The following is a 19,814-nucleotide window of genomic DNA, read 5'->3' as shown; positions in this document are numbered from 1 at the left end:
CCTCGGCCGCGCCGGCGTCGCGCTCGCGGAGGCGCCGTCGCTCGAGGTGCTCCGGCGCGTCAACCACCGGAGGTTCTGCGCGGACCTCGGCCAGGCGCTGCCCGGGGCGCGCTACGTCGCCTCCCTGGCCGAGCTCGAGGCCGCGATCGCGGGGCCCACGCCGACGGGCCACTGGCTGCTCAAGCGGCCGTTCGGGTTCGCCGGGCGCGGCCGGCGCCGGGTCGCCCGCGGCGCGCTGCTGCCCGACGCGCGGCCCTGGGCGGTCGCGTCGCTCGATCCCGCGTCGCCGGACAGCGGCCTGCAGGTCGAGCCCTGGGTCGAGCGCCGCGGCGACTTCTCGCTTCTCACTGCATCGGAAAGGAATCGGACAGCGTGGCGGGTGACACCTGACGGTCAAGCTCACCTCTCATGGGCAACTAACTCCGAGAGACGAAACGCGTCCGCAAAATGCCGAGCGTTGAGCTCCTGGAGTAGTCGCATGAATATGCCCCACGCCGCCCCATCCAACTCGTGCCCCGCTTCATCTCTTTCCTGCCAAACCGCAAGCAGGAGCCACAGAAGGGCCGCTTGGGCGTCTGTGTCGGAGAGCCACGCATCGGGACTCGATCGCACAAGCCATTCCAAGGAAGCAGGGCGAAGCGGCTTCATGGATGGCTGGCGCAGCAACTGAAGAAAATTCGCGGCGCAACCGTACGAGTCGATAGCTGCGTCTGCCCAACGCGGCCAATATTCGCGAAGCGCAACAGCGACCGACGCGTGTTCGCCAGAGGACCAGAACTGGCGGCTCGCCCATTTTCCGAATCCAATAAAAGAACTACCAACGTCCGACATTCGGCGAACATGTCGGGCCTGTCCGTCGAGCCATCCGCCCACCGCAAGCGCAGCCTCAAAAAGCTCCTGCATAAGGTCCGAAAAGACGCTCACATCTTTTACGTTGGCGCCGGCTGCATAGATCTCGTCCACGAGCATTTCGACCCAGTGGCAACAGGAATCTTCGAGCCGAAACCACGGTTCCCATAGCGCGCGGCGCCTTGTCGGATCACGTTCTTGGACCACGAAAAGCGCAACCATCGCTGCAAACCTGTGGTCGGTCTCATACGGGGTCTCAATAGGACGGCGGCGACGCGGTGGTGCACTACGTGCGACGCGAGATCCCGGCCGAAGTACACGCTCAGCACGGGCACGCACACGAGCCCAACTGTCAAACGCAATCCTCTTGAGCTTCGGAACGACGGTGGCCATCGGCCCCGGGCGTTGTTGGAACCCGGCTGGAGAGAGACTCTCAAGATTTACGCGTCTCAAGAGAGCCTCAGGACTCGGCAATTGACGATAGCTCCGTTCCTCTTCGTCCGATATGGACATGGACAACCGCAGCGGAATCACCCGCGCAAACTCCTCTCGTAGGCGTCGCAAGAGTTCAAGGCTCGTCACGTCTCTTGATCCAAGATCTGCCCGCGTCAACCAGGAAAACGCACTAATGATACACGCTTCGTGAAAACCATCATATTCCCCGCGGACTGCAAAAACAGAAGCATTTGGGAGACCATTCGGCCACGCTTGGGAGATCTCGGCCCACTTTTCGGGAATCGGCTCAAATTTTCCACCCACAAAGTCTTCTGTGAATCGCCCCAGAGTCTCCAAGACATCCGCATACGGCCGCTCATAGCTTGGAGGTGGACAAATAAAGATCATTCGCGAAACCCAAACCGCCAAATGCAAGAGTCGCAAAAAGTCCTCACCAAGCTCACCACCATTTCGAGTCAGGGCATTGAAGAGGCGAGTCCGCGCATCCTCTCTGGACGATGCGACCAGAAACGCAATACACTGCCGAACGTCTTGATCGCCTGGTTCGAGTGCCCATAGCACAGGCAAGGCATCGGAGCAGAATGAGTCCCATGAGATATCTCCAATCGACGGATCGGGACGAAGCGTGGGTGGACATGAACGACATGCATCAATCAGCCATTCCCTACATTGCATCTGCCACTTGGCGTTTGCAGCGAGCCATGCCGGGAACCTGAGCACGGCCACGGCAGCCACGCCGCATCGCGGCGTCCACGCACCACCCATCATGAACGCATCGATATCCGTGAGGTTCTCATGCGGCTCTGCGGCGGCCTCTAGCATGTTGACGAACTCCTGCTCATCGATCTCCTGCTGTTCGTCTATAATCTGACGACACCGGAACGGAAGCAATCTTCGACGAGAGGACTCCTCAAGCGGCCGCCTGGCCTCTGATTGTCGTTGCTCGATCTCTTTCGGATGCGCGTACTCCCACGCGACGCTTCCATCCGGTTCGCTTACCTCTCGCCAGTTCCTTCGATCAAAATGGGGAAGGAGTATGTCGCGAATCCATGCGCGAAGAGGCTCGTCGGACGCCCGCTCGGCAAGCGCGGACCAACTATCTCGCGCTGCCATAAGACCTGTCCATTCGAACTTTTGGAAAGCCACAAAAACATAAGTCACCACCCGAAGGAAATCGCAGTATCGGTGCTTGAGGTTGTGCCACTGGTACACTGGGTCAACGCGCCCGTTCTCAGACCCCAACCTCATAGCCGACCGCATTCGAAACTGCGAACTGCGGGAGCGGCCCCATCGATAAATCTCGACGCATTGAACCAGAGGTTCGAGCGCCCCGATTAGATGGGTCGGATTCTTAAGCGCCAGATCGAGAAGGACGCCGACCACGGCCACAGAATGTGACTTCTTCAGGATACCCACAAGAATACCAGGCTCAACGCCGCGTTTCTCGTCTTCCTCATACAGCCAATGCTCCAAGGCCATCAATGTCGCGGCCGATACGTTGTCGCCTCTACCGCCGCCCCGATGCCACTCCAGAACACTGGCGTCGCCAATGTACTCGTGTTCCACGCCATCAACAACGAGACCAATCTTCGGCAACTCCAATGGCGCATCAATGAGAAGCGCACCATCACGCGGAACATCCGGCCAGTTCTCGGCCCATCTGTCCGTTGCAAAATCATTTACGCGGACAACAAAATCAACTCCGACCAGTGGATCTTTCTTCAGGAGACGATAGGCAGGGGCAAAATCCCAAAATGGATTCTGCACCAACCGCCACGCATCAAAATGAAAACCATACCGAAAGATGGGATGCCCATCACGGTTGGTCTCAGGAATTTCAATCAGCAGCGCAAAGAAGATCTCGCTGGCAAAGATGGGGTCTACCGCCACCAATCTCTCGGAACCAGGGCTCAGCAGAGCAGCAAGCCTAAACTGCCTGTCGGGCTCGTTCTTGGGGCCGTTTGGCCAGAACGCCGGCTTCGTGGCTGAGCGACCGTACTCAGGGGGAACAATCGATCGGCGTACGGATGGGCGCCGAGGTTCAGGTGCTCCCTCGAGGCCAGCGAGTTTTCTCGCAAGTGTGCGAACGCGATCTGCGTCAAGCGAGCCACATAGGAGCATCAGTTGGTAAAGCTGAACACGCTTCGACGATTCAACGCTATGATCGGAGTAACAGTCCCCGGCGGCGACCGCACGTTCTGCCATATCGAAAATCATCGACGCTAGCTGCCGTGAGCAGAGTGAAACAAACGGGTTAGCGGGAACGAGCGCGCTGATTGCGTCAAGCCATGTCGTTGCCACATCCAAGAACTCTCGTGATGCGAATGCAATCACGGACTGGGAGTGCCCAACCATCCACTCGATCACAGGTGACCACAGCATACGCTCTGGCCAGCGCACGACTCGCCCTGTCCCTGACAGAGAGACGAGGACAGTGGCAGATTGATTAAATCGAAACAGAAAACTTCTAAGCAACACGCCGCAATCTGCCACCAGATCGTCCGCGATCATATCAAGCATGCTTCGGGATTGTGCGGCGAATCCGATGGCTTCGAGCGCCAGGTCCACACCGGCCCCGGGCCGTGGCGCATCGCCCCCAGACGTCTCTGCGCTTTGCTGCGCCTTCGTCGTCTTTCGCTCGTCGAGTGCGCGAATCAACGTTCGCCACCCCTCGATATCAGGCAGATGCGTACTGTTTCGATACTCCAGCATATGAAGGCTTACGAGCCGTAGTGCACCATGCCAAATTGGGTTGCCCACCCGCGACGTCAGCTCAGAATGGCGCTTCGAGAAGAAGAAGGAGAGCAGAAATCGCTGCCGAGCGTAGTCCGCATACAAATCATGCGCGAATCTGACAGAGTCATATCTCTGAACAAGGACACCGAGTGGGGAGAGACTCCCGAGAAGCTCTGTTTCCGAGCCATCGAGTTCCGCAATGGGAATCGCAAACAATCTTTGGTCGGCGAGTCGCGCGGCGATCCTCTGCAATAGACGGCTGTGCTCGTCGCTGCGACCCTCACCTTTAATATACTTATCCCACGCCCACTCGATAAGGCTTGACTCACCAACCCACTCTGCGACGTCGGGAGGGAGCCCGACCGCTGCTGCCGCACGAGCGAGGATGTCGAGGACCTTGGGGCGCCCCATCACTGGCCGCAAGTCGTTGCGTACCAGTACAGGAGCAATCGCGTTGACGCACGCTGCGACCTGATCGATCTCGGAATTTTCGAGGTGCTCCACGAAGATTCGTTCAGCATTGGACAACTGGACGCCCTTACTGATCAGCTCTTGCTGAACGGACTCCCACTGCGTTGCCTGACAAGTGATGAGTAGCTTCCACTTGGGCGCCTCAGAGGAGAGGTCCAATGCTCGCATAAGCCTTGCAACAAGTCGCAGCCCCTCCACGCCTACCACTCGGTCGAGCCCATCGAGAACGAGGAGGCAGGGGCCGCTCTTCTGCCAGATTTTTAGAGACGCGTCGAAGTGGTGCTCATGTACGAGCGTTGCCGCCTCTTGTGCGTGAAGACAGAGGGTCACAGTTGGAAAGTGGCCAGACCGATGAATGGCCTTCACGAGCCCCGACTTGCCCGAACCGGAGTCGCCGAGAAGCACCGTGACGGGCGCTTCGTGAACCGACTTGACCACGCGCGTCTGAAGATCGTTACGGGGAACGTGAACGTCGCTCCCGATGACATCGCGGGTCTCCTCGTGCCACTGTTCCGAAGCCCGCTCTGCTGCCACCCATCCAGACGGCGGAGAGGGCGGCCCAATGTCAAGGCCATGCACGATAAAGTCGACGAGCGTTGCCGCAGCGGCCTTCGACGCGAACACATGGAAGTCATCGTTCTTGAAATCGTCGCCGAAGTCCGAAATTCCACGGACGACGAGCCACGGGACGTTGTAGAGCCGCGCAGCTTCGACCAACCCAGCGGCCTCCATCTCTCCGACTTCGATTTTCCCATGCACTTCCCGACGAAGGGCCTTGATTTTGTCCGGATCGCGCAGAAGCTTCTCACCGCTTGCGATGGTCGCACGCCTGAAGGTGATCTTGGCGGTGACATGCTTGGAGTAGAGTTGTTCCTGTCCGGCGGGCGCAGCGGGAATATTGCCCTTCATTCTTAGAAAGATCGCTTGAAGCCTGTCTTCGTCGGGGCGATAATTTACGAGGTCTTGGAGAATGGTGTGCGGCACTCGGTCAGCGTTAGCTCTCGGCTCGGTGCGAGCCTCCTCATCTCTATTCTTTACCAATGCTGCCGATTCGTAGGCGACCACTCGATCCGACCATACGGCATCCCCAATCTTGACCTTATCGCGCATCCCGGCCGCAATGCCCATCAGCATCACCGTTCGGGGCTTGTACTTCGTCTGCATCTCGGTCGCTGCCGCCGCCGCGTTCGAATTGCCGGCTTCTCCGATGCAGGTAAGCACAACGCGATAGTCGTAACCCGTGAGTTCAGAGTGCACCGTCCCGGTCCAGAAGATCGTTCCGGTCTCGGCGTCTTTCGTGCGCTCAGACAGTCCGAGAGCGCTGCGCGCCGCGTCAAGCTCAGGCTCGATGACGGTCAGCACGGCGATGTCGGCGCGGGATTCGGATAGGGTCGAGGCGGCCGCGGGGGAAGGCATAGGCACTCCGTTACTCGTCGCGTGGGCATCGTCAAGACGTAGCTGTCCTCGGGCGGGGGGCCCGTGGGCGGGCCGATGGCGGCGACGCTCGTCGAAGGAACCAGGGCCGGCGGTGAGCGCGGGCTCCGATCCCGTTGTCCGAGATGACACCGCCCGAGTACCTCCCGCTCGACGTGGCCGGCTTCGCAGAGGCGCGCGAGCGCGGTGCATGCACAACGCTCGACCTTACCCGCAGCGCGTGGGAGACCATCATCACCATGATGACGCTGGGACGGCCTGAGGCGCTGCGCATCTCGGAGCTCGGAGCGCGCGCAGAAGAGCCCGGGGCCCGAGGCGCTGCGCAACCCGGCGCGCCGCGCGCAGCTCTTCCACGCGTTCCTGCACCACGAGCTCCAGGCGGCGGAGCTCATGGCCTGGGCGCTGCTCGCCTTCCCCGAGACGCCGCGCGCCTTCCGCGGCGGCCTCGTCCGGATCACCCTCGACGAGGTGCGCCACATGCGGCTCTACGCCGCGTACCTCGCCGCGCTCGGCCACCGCTTCGGCGACTTCCCGGTGCGCGACTGGTTCTGGACGCGGGTGCCCGCCGCCGCGTCGCCCGCGCAGTTCGTGGCCGTGATGGGCATGGGCCTCGAGGGGACCACACGGCGCGTTTTTCCGAGCGGTTCCGCGCCATCGGCGACGTCGAGGGTGCCACGCTTGCAGAGCGGGTCTGCGTCGAGGAGATCCCGCACGTGCGCTTCGGGGTCCGCTGGTTCCGCCGCTTCACGCAGGCGAGCGGGAGCGCTGGCCAGGAGGCGCGTTCCGTGTCGCTCGGAGGCGATCCGGGCGGCGCGCGCGAGGCCGCGCCTCGTGGGCCGGACGACGCCGCGCCGCCGCCCGGCGCGGGCGATTTCGAGGCGTGGGTGCGCCACATCCCGCCGCCCCTCTCGCCGCTGCTCATGCGGGGCGAACCGATGAACCGCCGCGACCGCAGCCGCTCCGGCCTCTCCGAGCCGTTCCTCGACGCGCTGGCCTCATGGACCGAGCGAGCGCCTGGGTCCTGAACTTCGACGCCGACGAGGAGCTGGCGCGCCCCGCGGGGTACACCCCGCGCGCCGCGGTCGCCGGCCGGGCGCCCGAGCTGGCCGGCCGGGTCTCGGCCCTGCTGCGCCCCGGCGACGTCGTGCTCAGCCCCGAGCTCCCCTCGCCCCTCGTGCCGCCGGCGCCGCCCGGGACCCCGCTCGTCGGCCGCGCGTGGTGCCCCACGCCCCGCGCCCTCCGCCTCCTCGGCCGCGCCGGCGTCGCGCTCGCGGAGGCGCCGTCGCTCGAGGTGCTCCGGCGCGTCAACCACCGGAGGTTCTGCGCGGACCTCGGCCAGACGCTGCCCGGGGCGCGCTACGTCGCCTCCCTGGCCGAGCTCGAGGCCGCGATCGCGGAGCCCACGCCGACGGGCCACTGGCTGCTCAAGCGGCCGTTCGGGTTCGCCGGGCGCGGCCGGCGCCGGGTCGCCCGCGGCGCCCTGCTGCCCGACGCGCGGCCCTGGGCCGCCGCGTCGCTCGACCCTGCGTCGCCGGACAGCGGCCTGCAGGTCGAGCCCTGGGTCGAGCGCCGCGGCGACTTCTCGCTGCACGGGCACGTCGCCCGCGACGGCGCGGTGCGCCTCGGAGACCCGTGCATCCAGCGCTGCGACGCGAACGGGGCGTACCTCGGGGCCGCCCTCGCGGGCGAGGGCGACCTCGGCGGCGGCGAGCGCCGGGGGCTCGTCGAGGCCGCGCTCGAGGCGGGGCAGGCGCTCGCCGGCGCGGGCTATTTCGGGCCGTTCGGGATCGACGCCTTCCGCTGGGAGGACGAGCACGGCGCGATGCGCTGGAATCCCCGGTGCGAGATCAACGCGCGCTACACGATGGCGTGGGCCATCGGCATGGGCAGGGCGCGGCCTGATCTGGAGTGACCAAGGCCCTTCCCTCCGGCGGTGAGCGCCGGGATCCGCGCCCGGAGAGCGACGCGCACTGCGTCGCGAAAGGACGCATTTGCGGCGGCGACCCGGCGCGGTCCGCCTGGCCGCCCGGTGGTGACCTGCCAGGACCTCCGCGCGTCGTTCCTCACCCCGGGTGACCGAGCCGCCTGGAGCCCGAGGGCGTCCAGCTCGAGATCACCACGCTACTCCGCCGCCGGCGGTTCACACGGTCCGCTCGAGAGGTGCTGGAGCAACCCGTGGGTCCCTTCGTCGGTGATGTGCCGGTTGAGACATTGGCCGGCAGGCACGCTGACGGACTCGTCCGGCGCGATTCGGCTCGTGCCCTCGAACGTGCCGCTCTGGACCTCGAGCAGCGAGCCCAGCTGTTCACGCAACAGATTCAGAGCATCCGAGGGACCTTGACGCAGCAAGGCGGAGGGAGCGGTGGAGCCCGACAGCGTCAGCCGTACGTCGTCGTCCAAGGAAAAAGCCCATGGATCCTCGATCCATGCCGCTACCGGCGCCAGCGCGTAATGAATGCGCAGATCGAATCCTCCCGGCACGGAGACCGCCACGCTGCCGTCCGACTGACCCGTCGCGGTGAAGTTCACTCGGTGTTCTGCGGCCGGGTTGACTTCCCAGGACAGGATCGTGCGCGCGCCGTGCGCGAACCTGGTCGCGTCGCCAATCCCCACGTCGGCGCCTCGGAGCTCGTCGCCTTTGCCGTCGAACGAGAAGCGGCCATGCACCCCGGGGACGCTCAACTCCACGATCTCGGCGGGGCTTGCCTGGGGCGCGGCCTCGCGATTGAACAGATGGATGAACGACGAGAACGGCATCATCCACTGAATGCGGCCGAGCGCCAGCGTGAATTCAATCTTCCGGATCGTTCCGTCGGCGGTGATGTCAATGGCGTCTCCGGTGGTGGCAGGGATTCTCACGCCCCCGCGGGCGGAGGCGCCGCCGTCCTGCTCGACCGTGCTGTCGACGGCGATATCTTCGGTGACGCGAAGCGTGGCGTGGATCTTGTTTTCGGACAGCAGCTCTTCCACCATCTCCAGATGACCGGTCGCGCCTTGATCGAACAGCGGTTCGGGTTCGGCATCTTCCCCGCGTCGAATCGTCGTGTTCGCAGCCAACTCGCCCACGTCCGCCCGGACCACGACCTTCGAACCGATGAGGTCCAGGTTCACGTATTCTTTTCGCTCAGTCCCGGCGAGCAGGGCCAGGTGGACGTTGTCCTCGGCCCCGCAGGCCACCCGCGAGACGACCACGCGCAGGGGCGTCTTCGTGTACTGCTCCCGGCATCTCTCCTCGTCGCCGGGGCTGCTCGAATCCGTGACGCCGCCGCCCGTCCCCGCATCCCCGGTGGAGTCCTGACAGACCACATCGGGGCGTAGAAGGAACACGACTTCGCCTCGCTCCTCCGACTCCACGTTGCCACTCACGAACACCCGATCACGCAGCATTGGCAGCACGTCCTCGTCGAGCCACTTCAACCCGTCGGCCGAAGGGGTCAGCGCCTTCTCATCGCCAAGGCTCAGGACCCGCGCCAGCACGACGGACGCGTCGACAGGACCCAGCGCCCGAAACGTGGTTCGGAACGCCTTCTCTAGCTTGCCGATGGTGACAGAAGCCGCGGTGGCTGCGTCGAGCGTGCCACAAGCCTCGGGGATCTCGGTTCCACCGAGGGGCGCCGCGGGCTGCTCGCCGTCCGAGCAGGCCGCCGCGCCGAGAATCGCAGCCAGGGAGGGTAAGAAGACGCGAGCTGCGAGGGGGATCCTTCGGGACATTTGCATAAGATACTCCTGCAACGTGGGAATAGCTCCGCCACGAGGGCGCTGAGCGGCGGGTGGCCGGGTCCGGCTCAGGCATCCAAAGGCCGGCCTGCGGTCGCGTGCTCCCATGCAACTTCACGGCCAGTACAGCGGGCCATGCGGGAGGTGACCAAGGATCGATGATTCCTTGGCGTCAAGGAGCTACAAGAGCTGCGAGGGCAGCTTGATCGTGTGACTCCCCCGTGAACTTCGGTGCGCGCTCCCGGCACGGATGGGTGTCAACGATCGTCATCACGGAGCTTATGTTCAGGTGGTCGCTGCCAAAGGAGGACGTCCGCCGTAGCCGCTCGGCTCCCGGAGCGGTGGCATGCTCACCACCATGCCTCGGATGGCGGGCAGCGTCGGGGCGCGGCGTGTGGCCATCCGGAGCTCGTCCCCCCTTTCGTCACGCTGTAGCGGTAAGCCCGAATTTGCCCCGGATCGGCAGACCGCCAAGCCGCCAAGGACGCCAAGGGGAGAGGGGGAAGGGCGCCGTCCGGGCATCCCCCCCTAGCACCAAACGCTCCCACAGCCCTTCGAACTGCTAGAACACCAATCAATCATGTTGAAACCCGGAGGATTTCACAGGGAGGCGAGGAGGCGGGGAGGAAGAAAAAAAAGAATCTCTCCTTCTCGCCGTCTCTCGCTCCCCGCCTCCTCGCCTCCCTGTGAAATTCCTGCTTTTTTTTCGGGGTTTCAACCCGTTTGTCGCTCTAGACACGCACCTCGCGGCGCGTGCCCACGTCCACCACATCCGAGGCACGGTGGCGCTCACCCATGGCTCCCTACTCCCGGAAGTGTCGTGTTCAGCGGAGAGCGCGCTGCTTCCTCCCAATCAGATTCCTCCCAATCAGACGCGTTGGCGGCGCTCGCCCCCCCTTCGTCGCGCTGTAGCGGGAAGCTCGTCAATGTCCCAGCGCGCCCTGCGAGCTCCGCCCCTGTGCCGGCACGGACAGGGAGCGGCGATCGAAGCCGCGGCACCGGTGGCGGCGGGAGCTTCGCCCGCGGGCTCCTGGCCGCGAGCTCGGGAGATAGCCCCGTGCTCTCGGCCAGCTTTCTCCTCCACGAAGGGTTCGTCGCGCAGAACGACTCGAGGACCCTGCCTGGCCCGGGGATCGGGCGCGCGCGGACGTCTGTCAGCTCTGCGAGCGCCGCATCGACGTGACAGTCCAGCAGGCGCCGGTATCGGTCCCGCTCCCCTGCAGCCTGATCCCTCGCATCGGTGAGGGCTGCCGCCTCGTCATCCTGCGCGTGCTCGCGCGCCTCGCGAAGCCCGCGCTCGCGTCCCAGCGCTTCGCGCGCGGTGACCGCGAAGCCGATCGCGATGCAGGCTATCATCGCGAGCCCGAGCGGCGAGATGAGCCACATCGCACCGAGCAGATCCTCCATCGTAGTCATCGCGTTTCGTTTCCCGGACGTGACCGTTCTTGTCGGGAACAAGGCGGATCGAAGCCTTGTGGTGTCCAAAGACATCACCAGCGTCGCCGCCTGCTTGCTCTTGGAGGACAGCCGAGGGCTCAGCGCAGCTGTCGGAGAAGCGCCTCGCGCTCGGCGGCGAGCAGCCCATCGGGGAACTCCCGCGCGTGGGCGTTCAGCAGCTGGAGCGCCTCGACGTCGGCCATGGCGTTGCCGGCCTCGACAGCCCTCCGGGCCTGGTCGATCAGGCTCCTCTCGTGCTCGCTGACGGGCGGTCGAACGGCCCTCGCCGGAGACACGGGCCGGCCGTTGGTCCTGGTCGAGGGAGCGGGCGTGCTGCTCGCCGCCGCCTGCGCGCGTGCGCTTCCTTGATCCCTGATCGACGAGATCTCGTGCGCGATCGGCGCGGCGGGCGCCGCGGCGCCGTGCGCGCCGTCTCGCGCAGGGGACGCCACAACATCCTGCGCTGCGGGTGGGGTGACAGGGACGCGGACCGCCGCCGCCTCGAGCCATGATTCCACGTCGGCCAGGGGCGGCACGGAGGAGACGATCGCGCCGGTCAGCAGGACGAGCGCGCATTGAACGAAGATCCTCACGCCCAGATGGCGCAGCGAGGCCACCCAGGACGTATGACGGCGGAAACCCAGCGCGAGCGACAGGAAGGCGCTGTCGTCCCTTCCCTGCGAGCGCTCCTGCGCCTGCCACCGCTCCCGCTGCACCCGGAGCTCCTTGTGCGCCCGCCAGTGTCGCGTCTTCACCGTGGCCAGCGGGAGTCCCAGCTCGGCGGCGATCTCGGCGAGCGGGACGTCCTGGAGATCGTGCTTGATCACGAGATCCCGGTACTTGGGCTCGAGCTGGTCTATCAGCTCCCGCGTGAACTCTTCCTGCTGGCGTCTCCGGAGCAGCTCTTCCGGGGTGGGGCACTCGTCTCGGATCTCGCACTCATCGAACGACGTCAGCACCTCGCCGCGACAGCGGGCGTCACGTACGTGGTTGCGCGCCTGGTTGACGGCGATCGTGACGCGGTACGGGGCTGGGTCTCCCCCCGGGTCGAGCCGTTTGTCGGCCTCCAGTCCCCGCAGCAGCGCTTCCTGGGCGACATCCTCGGCGTTTCGCGCCGGCACGCCGTGGCGCCGCGCGAGGCGCCGGAAGAGCTCGAAGCCGGGGGAGACGGTCGCTGGCTTGTCCACGGTAAGCAGCACACTTGAGCGGGTCGAAAGGCTTCAAAGAAATGAGCCGACGAACAATTTTGGTAGGATAATGTATTCCAATGTAGCATCATTGATTACATTGAGTCGACCATGGCGGTCGGCCGAACGCATTCCATCATCCGACTAAAAATTCTCATCAAAACGGACAAAATCTGGCGATTTCTGTCGGTTGACACCAAGCGAACGGCATCACTAGCGTGACTGGATGCGTTGCATCGCGCATTCGTTCTCGATCTTTCTTGCGCTCGGGGCTGCGACAGGCTTCACGCGCTCGGCCAGCGCGGACGACATTCAAGCGAAGGCGAGACCGAGCGGCAGCTCCTCGGTGAAGGACCATGTTCGCCGTGGTCAGAGAGCGCGCAATGCCGGGCTGTGGGTTGAGGCGCACGCCGCCTACAAGGCTGCTTTCGACGCCGCAGACCCCGCGACCAGCACCGAGCGAGAACGCGCGGAGCTCGCCGGTGAGCTCGGCCTTTGCGAGGTCGCGCTGCACAGGTACCGCGACGCGGCCGAGCACCTCTCCAGGAGCCTGGAACAGCGCGAAGCGCTGCCGGACGCGCTCCGGCGGCGATTCGAGGCAGGACAGCGCGAGGCAGCGAAGCACATCGCGACGCTCGTGCTCGGGGTCGATCCCCCCGACGCCGAGGTGTTCATCGACGGCGAGCGCATCGACCAGATTGCACGGACGTACACGCGCTTCTTCGAGCCGGGCAAACACATGGTGCGGGCCCGCGCGCCGGGCCGTGAGGAAGCGCTCCATTCGTTCCTCGCCGTGGCAGGCGCGGAGCACGAGATCACGATGCAGTTGCCCCGTGCGGCGGCGAGCAGCGCCAGGGAGACGGCGCCGATATCACCGAAGGAAGCGCCGCAGGCCCTGAGCTCTACGCCCGCTGTGCGGGGCCGGCCGCCCAGCCCCTGGACATCCGGGCCTGGCGCCCTGCGCATCACCGGTATCGGGTTGACCGTGGCGACAGGCTCGCTCGGTGCGGTCTTCATGGTTCGCGCGATGACCGCCGACGGAGATCTCGACGAGCGGAACGCGAAGCTCGACGCCTCGGGAGTCTCTCAAGGGGTGTGTCGGGAAGCACCGAGACCCTCCGCGTGCTCCGAGCTGAAGGGTCTCCGACGAGAGCGAGATCTCTTCGCCGGGCTCGGCACGGCGATGGTGGTGACGAGCGGTGTCGTGGGCGCTGCGACACTGGCTTCGTTCTTCACGGACCTCTCTTTTTTTCAGGCTGAACCGACCAAAGCTCGACTCGCGCTGGTGCCGACAGTCACGCGGGCACAGGCCGGTCTCGTGGCGTACGGCGCGTGGTGATCAGGACGAAGGACATGCCTCTCCTCGAACGGCGACGAATACGGCTGCTGCTCACCGCAGGCATCCTCTCCACGGCCAGCGCGAGCACCCTCTCCGGGTGCGCTTACGACGATAGCTGCTACGACGAACGCCTCTGCTTCACGCCACCGAAGTCTCTCTGTGACGGCGATCCCGCCACGGAGACGGCGCTCGACGAATGCGGGGTGTTCGTCAGCGAGCAGGGCGACGACGACAGCGCCGGTACGAAAAGCGCGCCGGTGAAGACCTTGCAACATGCGATCGGCCTCGCCGCACACGGGCGAGGCCGCGGCGAGCCGCCGACCCGGCGCGTGTACGCGTGCGGCGGGTCGTTCGAGGAGAAGATCGCGCTGCCCTCGGGGGTCGACCTCTGGGGCGGGCGTCTCTGCGATGACGGCGACGATTGGTCGTACGAGGGATCGTTCGGCGGGCCGGATCACCCGACGATCATCGCTCCGCCAGTGGGGATCCCGCTGCGGGTGATCACCGGAGAAGAAGGCGACACAACGTCGACGGTCTTCGGCGTGCGCGTCAAGGCGGCGGATGCGTCCGCGGACGATGGCAAGTCGTCCATCGCGATGATCTTGAGCGCCGGGGCCAGGGCGATCGTGCGGGAGAGCAGCATCCTCGCGGGCGACGGCAACAACGGAGAGCCGGGCGAGGACGCGCCGAGCTTCCGCGCGAGCTCCGGCGTGGTGGGGAACAACGGCGTGGACGCCTGCACCGCGGACGCGGCGCCGGGCGCCCTTCCGGTCGTGACCGTGTGCGACGATGGCATCGAGTCGAGGGGTGGCTACGGGGGCGACGGCGGCCTCGATACGGGCGGCGATGGTGTTTCAGGGCTGCCGGAGTCGGTCGGCAATCCGCCCAACCTCGGCCGGGGCGGCTCCGGTGCGTCCGGCATGCCGTGCGCCCCGGGGGAGGACGGAGCCAGGGGCGCCGATGCAGAGCGCGCTGCCGGAGCGGCGGGCGCCGGCCTCCTGGGCGTCGAAGGATGGGTCGGCGTCCGCGGGGAGGACGGGAAGAAGGGCGGCGTCGGTCAGGGCGGCGGCGGGGGTGGCGGCGGCAAAGGGCGCGACGACATGAACGCGTGTCCGACCGGTCGGCCCCGGGACGGTGCGTCCGGCGGATCAGGGGGCAGCGGCGGCTGCGGGGGCAAAGGGGGCCAGGGGGGCGACTACGGCGGCGCGAGCATCGCGATCGTGGCACTGCAGGGGAGCTCCATCACGGTCGAGGCAGGCAGCACGGTCCTCGGGGGCAAGGGCGGCGATGGCGGGGTCGGCGGAACGGGCCAGTGGGGAGGCTTCGGTGTTGGCGGCGGGAATGGTGGACGCGGTAATGTGACCGGCACGTCGCGAGGGTGCGATGGTGGCTTTGGCGGCCGCGGCGGACGCGGCGGCGATGGGGGCGGCGGTCTCGGGGGCCACTCGCTCGGCATCGGCTCCCTGGGCGCCTCCGTGGCCATCTCGGAGAAGGCGACGGTCTTGCCCGGACAAGCCGGCAAGGGAGGGAGCCGCGCCAATTCGGTCGGGCAAATGGAAGCCGGCAAGGGGGAAGAGGGGATTGCGGCGTTCTGGTACCGATTCGATGCGCCAACCCCGGAACCGCCTCGATGAACCGCCCTGTGCTGGCGGCAGCCGTCAGGAGACACACATGAAAAAGAGCACCGCGGCGACCTTGGTCCTTCTGCTGTCCCCGTGGGCGATCGGCTGCGGAACCGTGCCCGACGTGAACGACCCTGGCGTGACGCCTTGTGAAGGCACCTCGTGCGAGGACGAGCCGCCCCCGGAGTCGGTGTGCATCGAGCATGTCGCCGCCGACATCCTCGACGACGGCTGCGGCGTGTTCCTCGCCTCGAACTACGGTGGCGGCGACGACAGGAACCCTGGCACGAAGGCGAAGCCGGTGTACACTTTCCCGCGCGCCATCGAGCTCGCGCGCGCTGGACGAGGGCGCGTGTTCGTCTGCAACGAGGGATTCGTGATCGAGCAGATCAAGGTGCCCTCCGGCGTGGATATCCGGGGGGGCTTCCACTGCCGGAAATGGGTGCGCGACCCCCTGCTCCCGTGGAGCCAGTTTACGCACAAGGGGATCCGCGGTCCTGAGGTGATCGTCGAGCCCGCGGGCCCCGACGACAGGGGGGCCGCGGACGGGGTGTCGACGCTCGCCGATCTCCACCTCTCGAGCTGGGGACCGGTCGGTGTGCTCGCTCAGTCGAACACGGCCGTAGAGATCCTGCGGAGCGAGATCTCCGCCACCGGAGGATGGGGAGGCCTCGATGGCGAGCCGTGGCCGACCAAGCAACCGAACGGACCGGATGGCAATTTCGGTGGGGACGCGTGCTCGGCGACGGTCGTGGCCGGCGGGCCTGCGGTCGTGAACCGGTGCGAGAGCGGGCACACGAGCGTCGGCGGCAAGGGAGGGGACGGGCGGCCCGACACCGCCGAGGATGGAGGCGAGGGTGAACCCGCCGACCGTTCGTCGCCCGCAAGCGGTGGTATCGGGGAGCAGGACAACCGCAGTTGCAGCCTCGGATTCACCGGCGGCCCGGGGGCTCCAGGGACGCAGGGCGTGCCCGGCAAGGGCATCGGGCGCCTCACCGAGACAGGATGGGAGGGCGACGCGGGGGGCCAGGGGACCTGGGGCACGCCGGGCCAGGGCGGCGGTGGCGGTGGCGGTCGTCGGGGCGGGCTCGCCCTGTGCGACGTGGCCTCCAAGGGAGGTCCTGGAGGAGGCTCGGGCGGGGCCGGCGGTTGCGGAGGCCGAGGGGGCCGCGGGGGAGGAAACGGGTGGCCGTCCATCGGCGTCCTCGCGCTTCACGCCCGGGTGATCGTGCGCGACACCAAGATCACGGCGGACTTTGGCGGCCATGGTGGCGACGGCGGCCCCCCCGAGGAGGGCGGCCGAGGCGGCCGAGGCGTACGGGGCGGAGCGCTGGGGGATGGATTCTACTCCTGTCTCGGCGGCCCTGGCGGCAAAGGTGGCTACGGCGGCTACGGCGGCCCGGGGCGCGGCGGCGACTCGATCGGCGTCGCCTACCTCGACGAGGATCAGCTCACGCTCGAGAACGTCACCATCGAGACCGGACAGCCCGGCACGGGCGGCACCAGCTGGAACCACGATGGCACGACAACGATCGGCCCGAGCGGTGAGACCCACCAGACGTTTCGCTTCCCCGAATAGCCGAAGTCACGTCCTGGGAGAACGGCACGGCTCTCCACGACGGCTACGAAGAAGCTTCGGGATCCGAGTCCACGGGCCAACTCGCCGCGAAGCTGGAGTCCCTCACACGGGCGACGATCGGCGCGCCAGCTCCGGCGCGCTCCGTGATAGGATCTCATCGAGGCGTTCTACGACCGGCACACGCCGGTGCACCACCGGGTGTTCGTCGAGCGCGACATGGCGATCCGCACACCGCGTGAGCTCGGCTTCGTGCTGATCCCGTCGTACGGCATCGCGGGTGTCTTCGCGCTGACGCTCCCGCTCGCGCTCACCCTCAGCGCGGCCGGCCAAGGCAACCTCGCGTCGCTCTTCGTGGCGACGTGCATGGCGTACATGGTGCTGTACGAGTGTCTCCATCTCTCGTACCCCCTCCCGCCCGACGGCAGGATAGGCCGCAGCCGCGTCGTGGCACGGCTCCGGCGCCACCACGGCGCGCACCACAGGCCGTCGTCGATGCGACAGTGGAACTTCAACGTCACCTTCCCGCTCTGGGATCTGGTACGCGGGACGTACTACCGCGGCGACGCCGCGGACGCGACGACCCGGGATGAGCGCTCCAGCTCGGCGCTCGAGCGTCTCGAACGGTGATGTCAGCGCCCGGGAACCGCCGGGCGGCTCCGGCGGCCGCGCAGCTCGATCCCCCGTTCGGCCAGCGCTTCTCGCTCGTTCCGAGAGCGAGCGATGACACCGTGGAGGCCTCCCTGGTCCGCGGTAGGGGCAAGGCCGCCGATCGGCTCAGCATCCCGGAGCTCTGATCGCAGCGCCGCGCCCTCGCCGACACAGACTTGTTGCACACTGGCCCGTCCCGCTCCTTTACGTTCCCGCCCGCCGAACGACACGGGCCATCCAGGATCGCCCGATGGCCACGTGAGAGGAGGGAGCGGCATGGATCTTCCAATGTGCATAGCGGTGCGACGTGCGGTGAGGCATCGCGCGGTGCAACGGAGAACCAGCGCGACGACGAGCGTGGGCATCGGGGCGTTCGGGGCGCTCGTCGCGGCGTGAGCTGCCATCGCGGGCGGCGGGATCTGCTGAGCCTGCGAGGCGCGGCGCCAGGCAAACGCTCGGGCGATCGTAGCAAAATGGAACACGATCTCCATGGGATTGTATCAGTATTCGAAATAGCACCTCCACTAACCTGCCCGTGCCTCGCTCACACCTACGTTCGAGATCAAGAGAAAGGGTAGACAGACTCATGCAGAATTCGCGCACGCGAGAGGACGCTGGCACACACGAACACCGAGAGACGAGCTGGTCGAGACGTTCGAAGGGCGCCCTCTGCGCCGCCCTGCCGGCGCTCGCGGTCATCCATGCCTGCGGCACCAATGACGAGCACATCGAGGAGGTCCTGGAGACGCGGCAGGCGCTGACCACGGTCTCCTTCCGGCAGGGGTCGCTCCCGAGCTCGTCGTACGCCGGCTCGACCGACGCCACCCTCCGGCAGGCCGCCGCCACCACGAACTACGGCGGAGCCACCACGTGCGAGGCCGACGGCGACGACGGCTCGGGCGTGGACAAATCTTGCCTGCTGAAATGGACCCTCTCCGGCATCCCCGCGGGGAGCATCGTCCAGTCGGCGTCGATCACCCTCCAGGTCACGGACGGGTCCTCCAACACGTACAGCGTCTACGAGGTGAAGCGCTCGTGGAGCGAGTCGCAGGTCACCTGGAACAACGCGACCTCCACGACGGCGTGGGCCACCGCGGGCGCGATGGGCTCGACCGATCGCGGGAGCCTCGTGGGCAGCGTCACTGGCAGCGCCGGCGCCAGGACGATCACGCTGAACGCGGCCGGCGTGGCGCTCGTCCAGGCGTGGGTCGACGGGACCTCCAACAACGGCCTCCTCATCGCGAGCGCGTCGAACACCGATGGCATCGACTTCGCGTCCTCGGAGCACGCCACCGTGGCGCAGCGGCCCAAGCTCACGATCACGTATGGCCCGCCCGGCGGCGGCGCGGGCACGCCGACCGATCCGGATCTCCTGATCGCCTTCATCGGCGACCAGGGCGCGAACGGCAACTCGGACGCGGTGCTCAACCTGATCAAGAACGAGGGCGCCGCGGCCACCATCCACAACGGTGACTTCGACTATGCGAACAACCCGACCGCGTGGGACAACCGGATCAACAGCATCCTCGGCGCGAACTATCCTTACTTCGCGGTCATCGGCAACCACGACGCCGCGGCCTGGGGCGGCACGAGCGGCTACGCCAGCAAGATCCAGGCTCGCCACGCGGCCGTGCCGTCGATGAACTGTACCGGCGAGCTCGGCGTCAAGTCGACGTGCAACTTCCGCGGGCTGCACATCATCCAGTCCTGCGTCGGGACGAGCGAGCTCCGGTCGACCTGCGCCGCCAACGCGGCCGACCAGGTGGACTTCATCCGCGACTCGCTCGCCGCCGACAACTCGATCTGGTCCATCTGCAACTGGCACAAGAACCAGAACGACATGCAGGTCGGCACCAAGGGCAACGAGGTCGGCTGGAGCGCGTACCAGGAGTGCATGAACGCCGGCGCCATCGTCTCGACCGGCCACGAGCACTCCTACTCGCGCACGCTGACCCTGACCGACGTCGGCAACGCCGCGGCCGGCCACGGCAAGACCGGCGCCTACGACCTCGTGGAGCTCGGCCCGAGCCGCAACTTCGTCTTCGTCTCCGGCCTCGCCGGCGTCGGCATCCGCGACTACGACGCGGCCAGCCACGACGACGACACGTGGTGGGCCTCCTACTACGCCAGCAACAAGTGGAAGAAGAACAACGTGGTCATGTCGGGCACCGCCGCCTATGGCGCCCTGTTCATCCGCTTCCACGTCGGCGGGGATCCGAAGCGCGCGACGGCGTACTTCAAGGACGTGAACGGCCGCCTCGCGGACGAGTTCACGATCCAGGTCCAGTAAACCCGGGCGGCCCCCGGCGAACCTGCGGGATCCGCGGCTTGCGCCGGGG

12 protein-coding genes and 1 pseudogene are annotated in these 19,814 nt (G+C 66.5%); 9 read left to right on the top strand and 4 right to left on the bottom strand.

Features of this window, described 5'->3' with window-relative positions; translation table 11 throughout:
• Positions 1-111: 111 nt before the first annotated feature.
• Both WMF27_RS05160 and WMF27_RS05155 read right to left on the bottom strand, forming a co-directional pair.
• Positions 112-348, bottom strand: coding sequence for a hypothetical protein (locus WMF27_RS05160; protein WP_437761361.1), 237 nt, complete (start codon positions 346-348; stop codon positions 112-114).
• A gap of 51 nt (positions 349-399) precedes the next feature.
• The gene (locus tag WMF27_RS05155; protein WP_437761362.1) at positions 400-5,928 is read right to left on the bottom strand and encodes a phosphorylase family protein; all 5,529 of its coding nucleotides are present in this window, start codon (positions 5,926-5,928) and stop codon (positions 400-402) included.
• Positions 5,929-6,204: 276 nt separating this feature from the next.
• Here WMF27_RS05155 and WMF27_RS05150 point away from each other — a divergent pair.
• The 3 genes and pseudogenes from WMF27_RS05150 to WMF27_RS05140 form a co-directional block, all read left to right on the top strand.
• Positions 6,205-6,504, top strand: a pseudogene (locus WMF27_RS05150) (DUF455 family protein); the annotation flags it as partial.
• Between the two features lie 155 nt (positions 6,505-6,659).
• The gene (locus WMF27_RS05145; RefSeq protein WP_437761363.1) at positions 6,660-6,971 is read left to right on the top strand and encodes a hypothetical protein; all 312 of its coding nucleotides are present in this window, start codon (positions 6,660-6,662) and stop codon (positions 6,969-6,971) included.
• Entirely contained in the window at positions 6,944-7,858 is a 915-nt protein-coding gene (locus tag WMF27_RS05140) for a hypothetical protein (protein WP_437761364.1), read from the top strand. The genes WMF27_RS05145 and WMF27_RS05140 overlap by 28 nt, the downstream gene beginning before the upstream one ends.
• A gap of 209 nt (positions 7,859-8,067) precedes the next feature.
• On the opposite strand, the gene WMF27_RS05135 is transcribed toward WMF27_RS05140, so the two are convergent.
• Positions 8,068-9,657, bottom strand: a complete 1,590-nt coding sequence (locus WMF27_RS05135) for a hypothetical protein (RefSeq protein ID WP_437761365.1) — start codon at positions 9,655-9,657, stop codon at positions 8,068-8,070.
• Between the two features lie 1,541 nt (positions 9,658-11,198).
• Positions 11,199-12,287: an RNA polymerase sigma factor gene (locus WMF27_RS05130; protein ID WP_437761366.1), complete on the bottom strand. Its 1,089-nt coding sequence runs from the start codon at positions 12,285-12,287 to the stop codon at positions 11,199-11,201.
• A 637-nt stretch (positions 12,288-12,924) separates the two neighbouring features.
• Here WMF27_RS05130 and WMF27_RS05125 point away from each other — a divergent pair.
• From WMF27_RS05125 to WMF27_RS05100, 6 genes are all read left to right on the top strand, one after another.
• Positions 12,925-13,626: a PEGA domain-containing protein gene (locus WMF27_RS05125; protein ID WP_437761367.1), complete on the top strand. Its 702-nt coding sequence runs from the start codon at positions 12,925-12,927 to the stop codon at positions 13,624-13,626.
• A gap of 14 nt (positions 13,627-13,640) precedes the next feature.
• Positions 13,641-15,260 (top strand): hypothetical protein, encoded by a 1,620-nt coding sequence (locus WMF27_RS05120; RefSeq protein WP_437761368.1) that lies wholly within the window; start codon positions 13,641-13,643, stop codon positions 15,258-15,260.
• A 37-nt stretch (positions 15,261-15,297) separates the two neighbouring features.
• On the top strand, positions 15,298-16,827 hold the full coding sequence (locus WMF27_RS05115) for a hypothetical protein (RefSeq protein WP_437761369.1): 1,530 nt from the start codon (positions 15,298-15,300) through the stop codon (positions 16,825-16,827).
• 186 nt (positions 16,828-17,013) lie between these two features.
• Entirely contained in the window at positions 17,014-17,454 is a 441-nt protein-coding gene (locus WMF27_RS05110; RefSeq protein ID WP_437761370.1) for a hypothetical protein, read from the top strand.
• Positions 17,451-17,621, top strand: coding sequence for a hypothetical protein (locus tag WMF27_RS05105; RefSeq protein ID WP_437761371.1), 171 nt, complete (start codon positions 17,451-17,453; stop codon positions 17,619-17,621). The genes WMF27_RS05110 and WMF27_RS05105 overlap by 4 nt, the downstream gene beginning before the upstream one ends.
• A gap of 440 nt (positions 17,622-18,061) precedes the next feature.
• Positions 18,062-19,765 carry a DNRLRE domain-containing protein gene (locus WMF27_RS05100; protein WP_437761372.1) on the top strand — a complete coding sequence of 568 codons (1,704 nt, stop codon included), beginning with the start codon at positions 18,062-18,064 and terminating at the stop codon, positions 19,763-19,765.
• Positions 19,766-19,814: the final 49 nt, after the last annotated feature.

It is taken from the genome of Sorangium sp. So ce281 (genome assembly GCF_051527395.1).
GTDB classification, from domain to species: Bacteria; Myxococcota_A; Polyangia; order Polyangiales; family Polyangiaceae; genus Sorangium; species Sorangium cellulosum_B.
The sequence above is the reverse complement of the archived record's forward strand: the minus strand, read 5'-3'. Positions and strand labels throughout refer to the sequence as shown.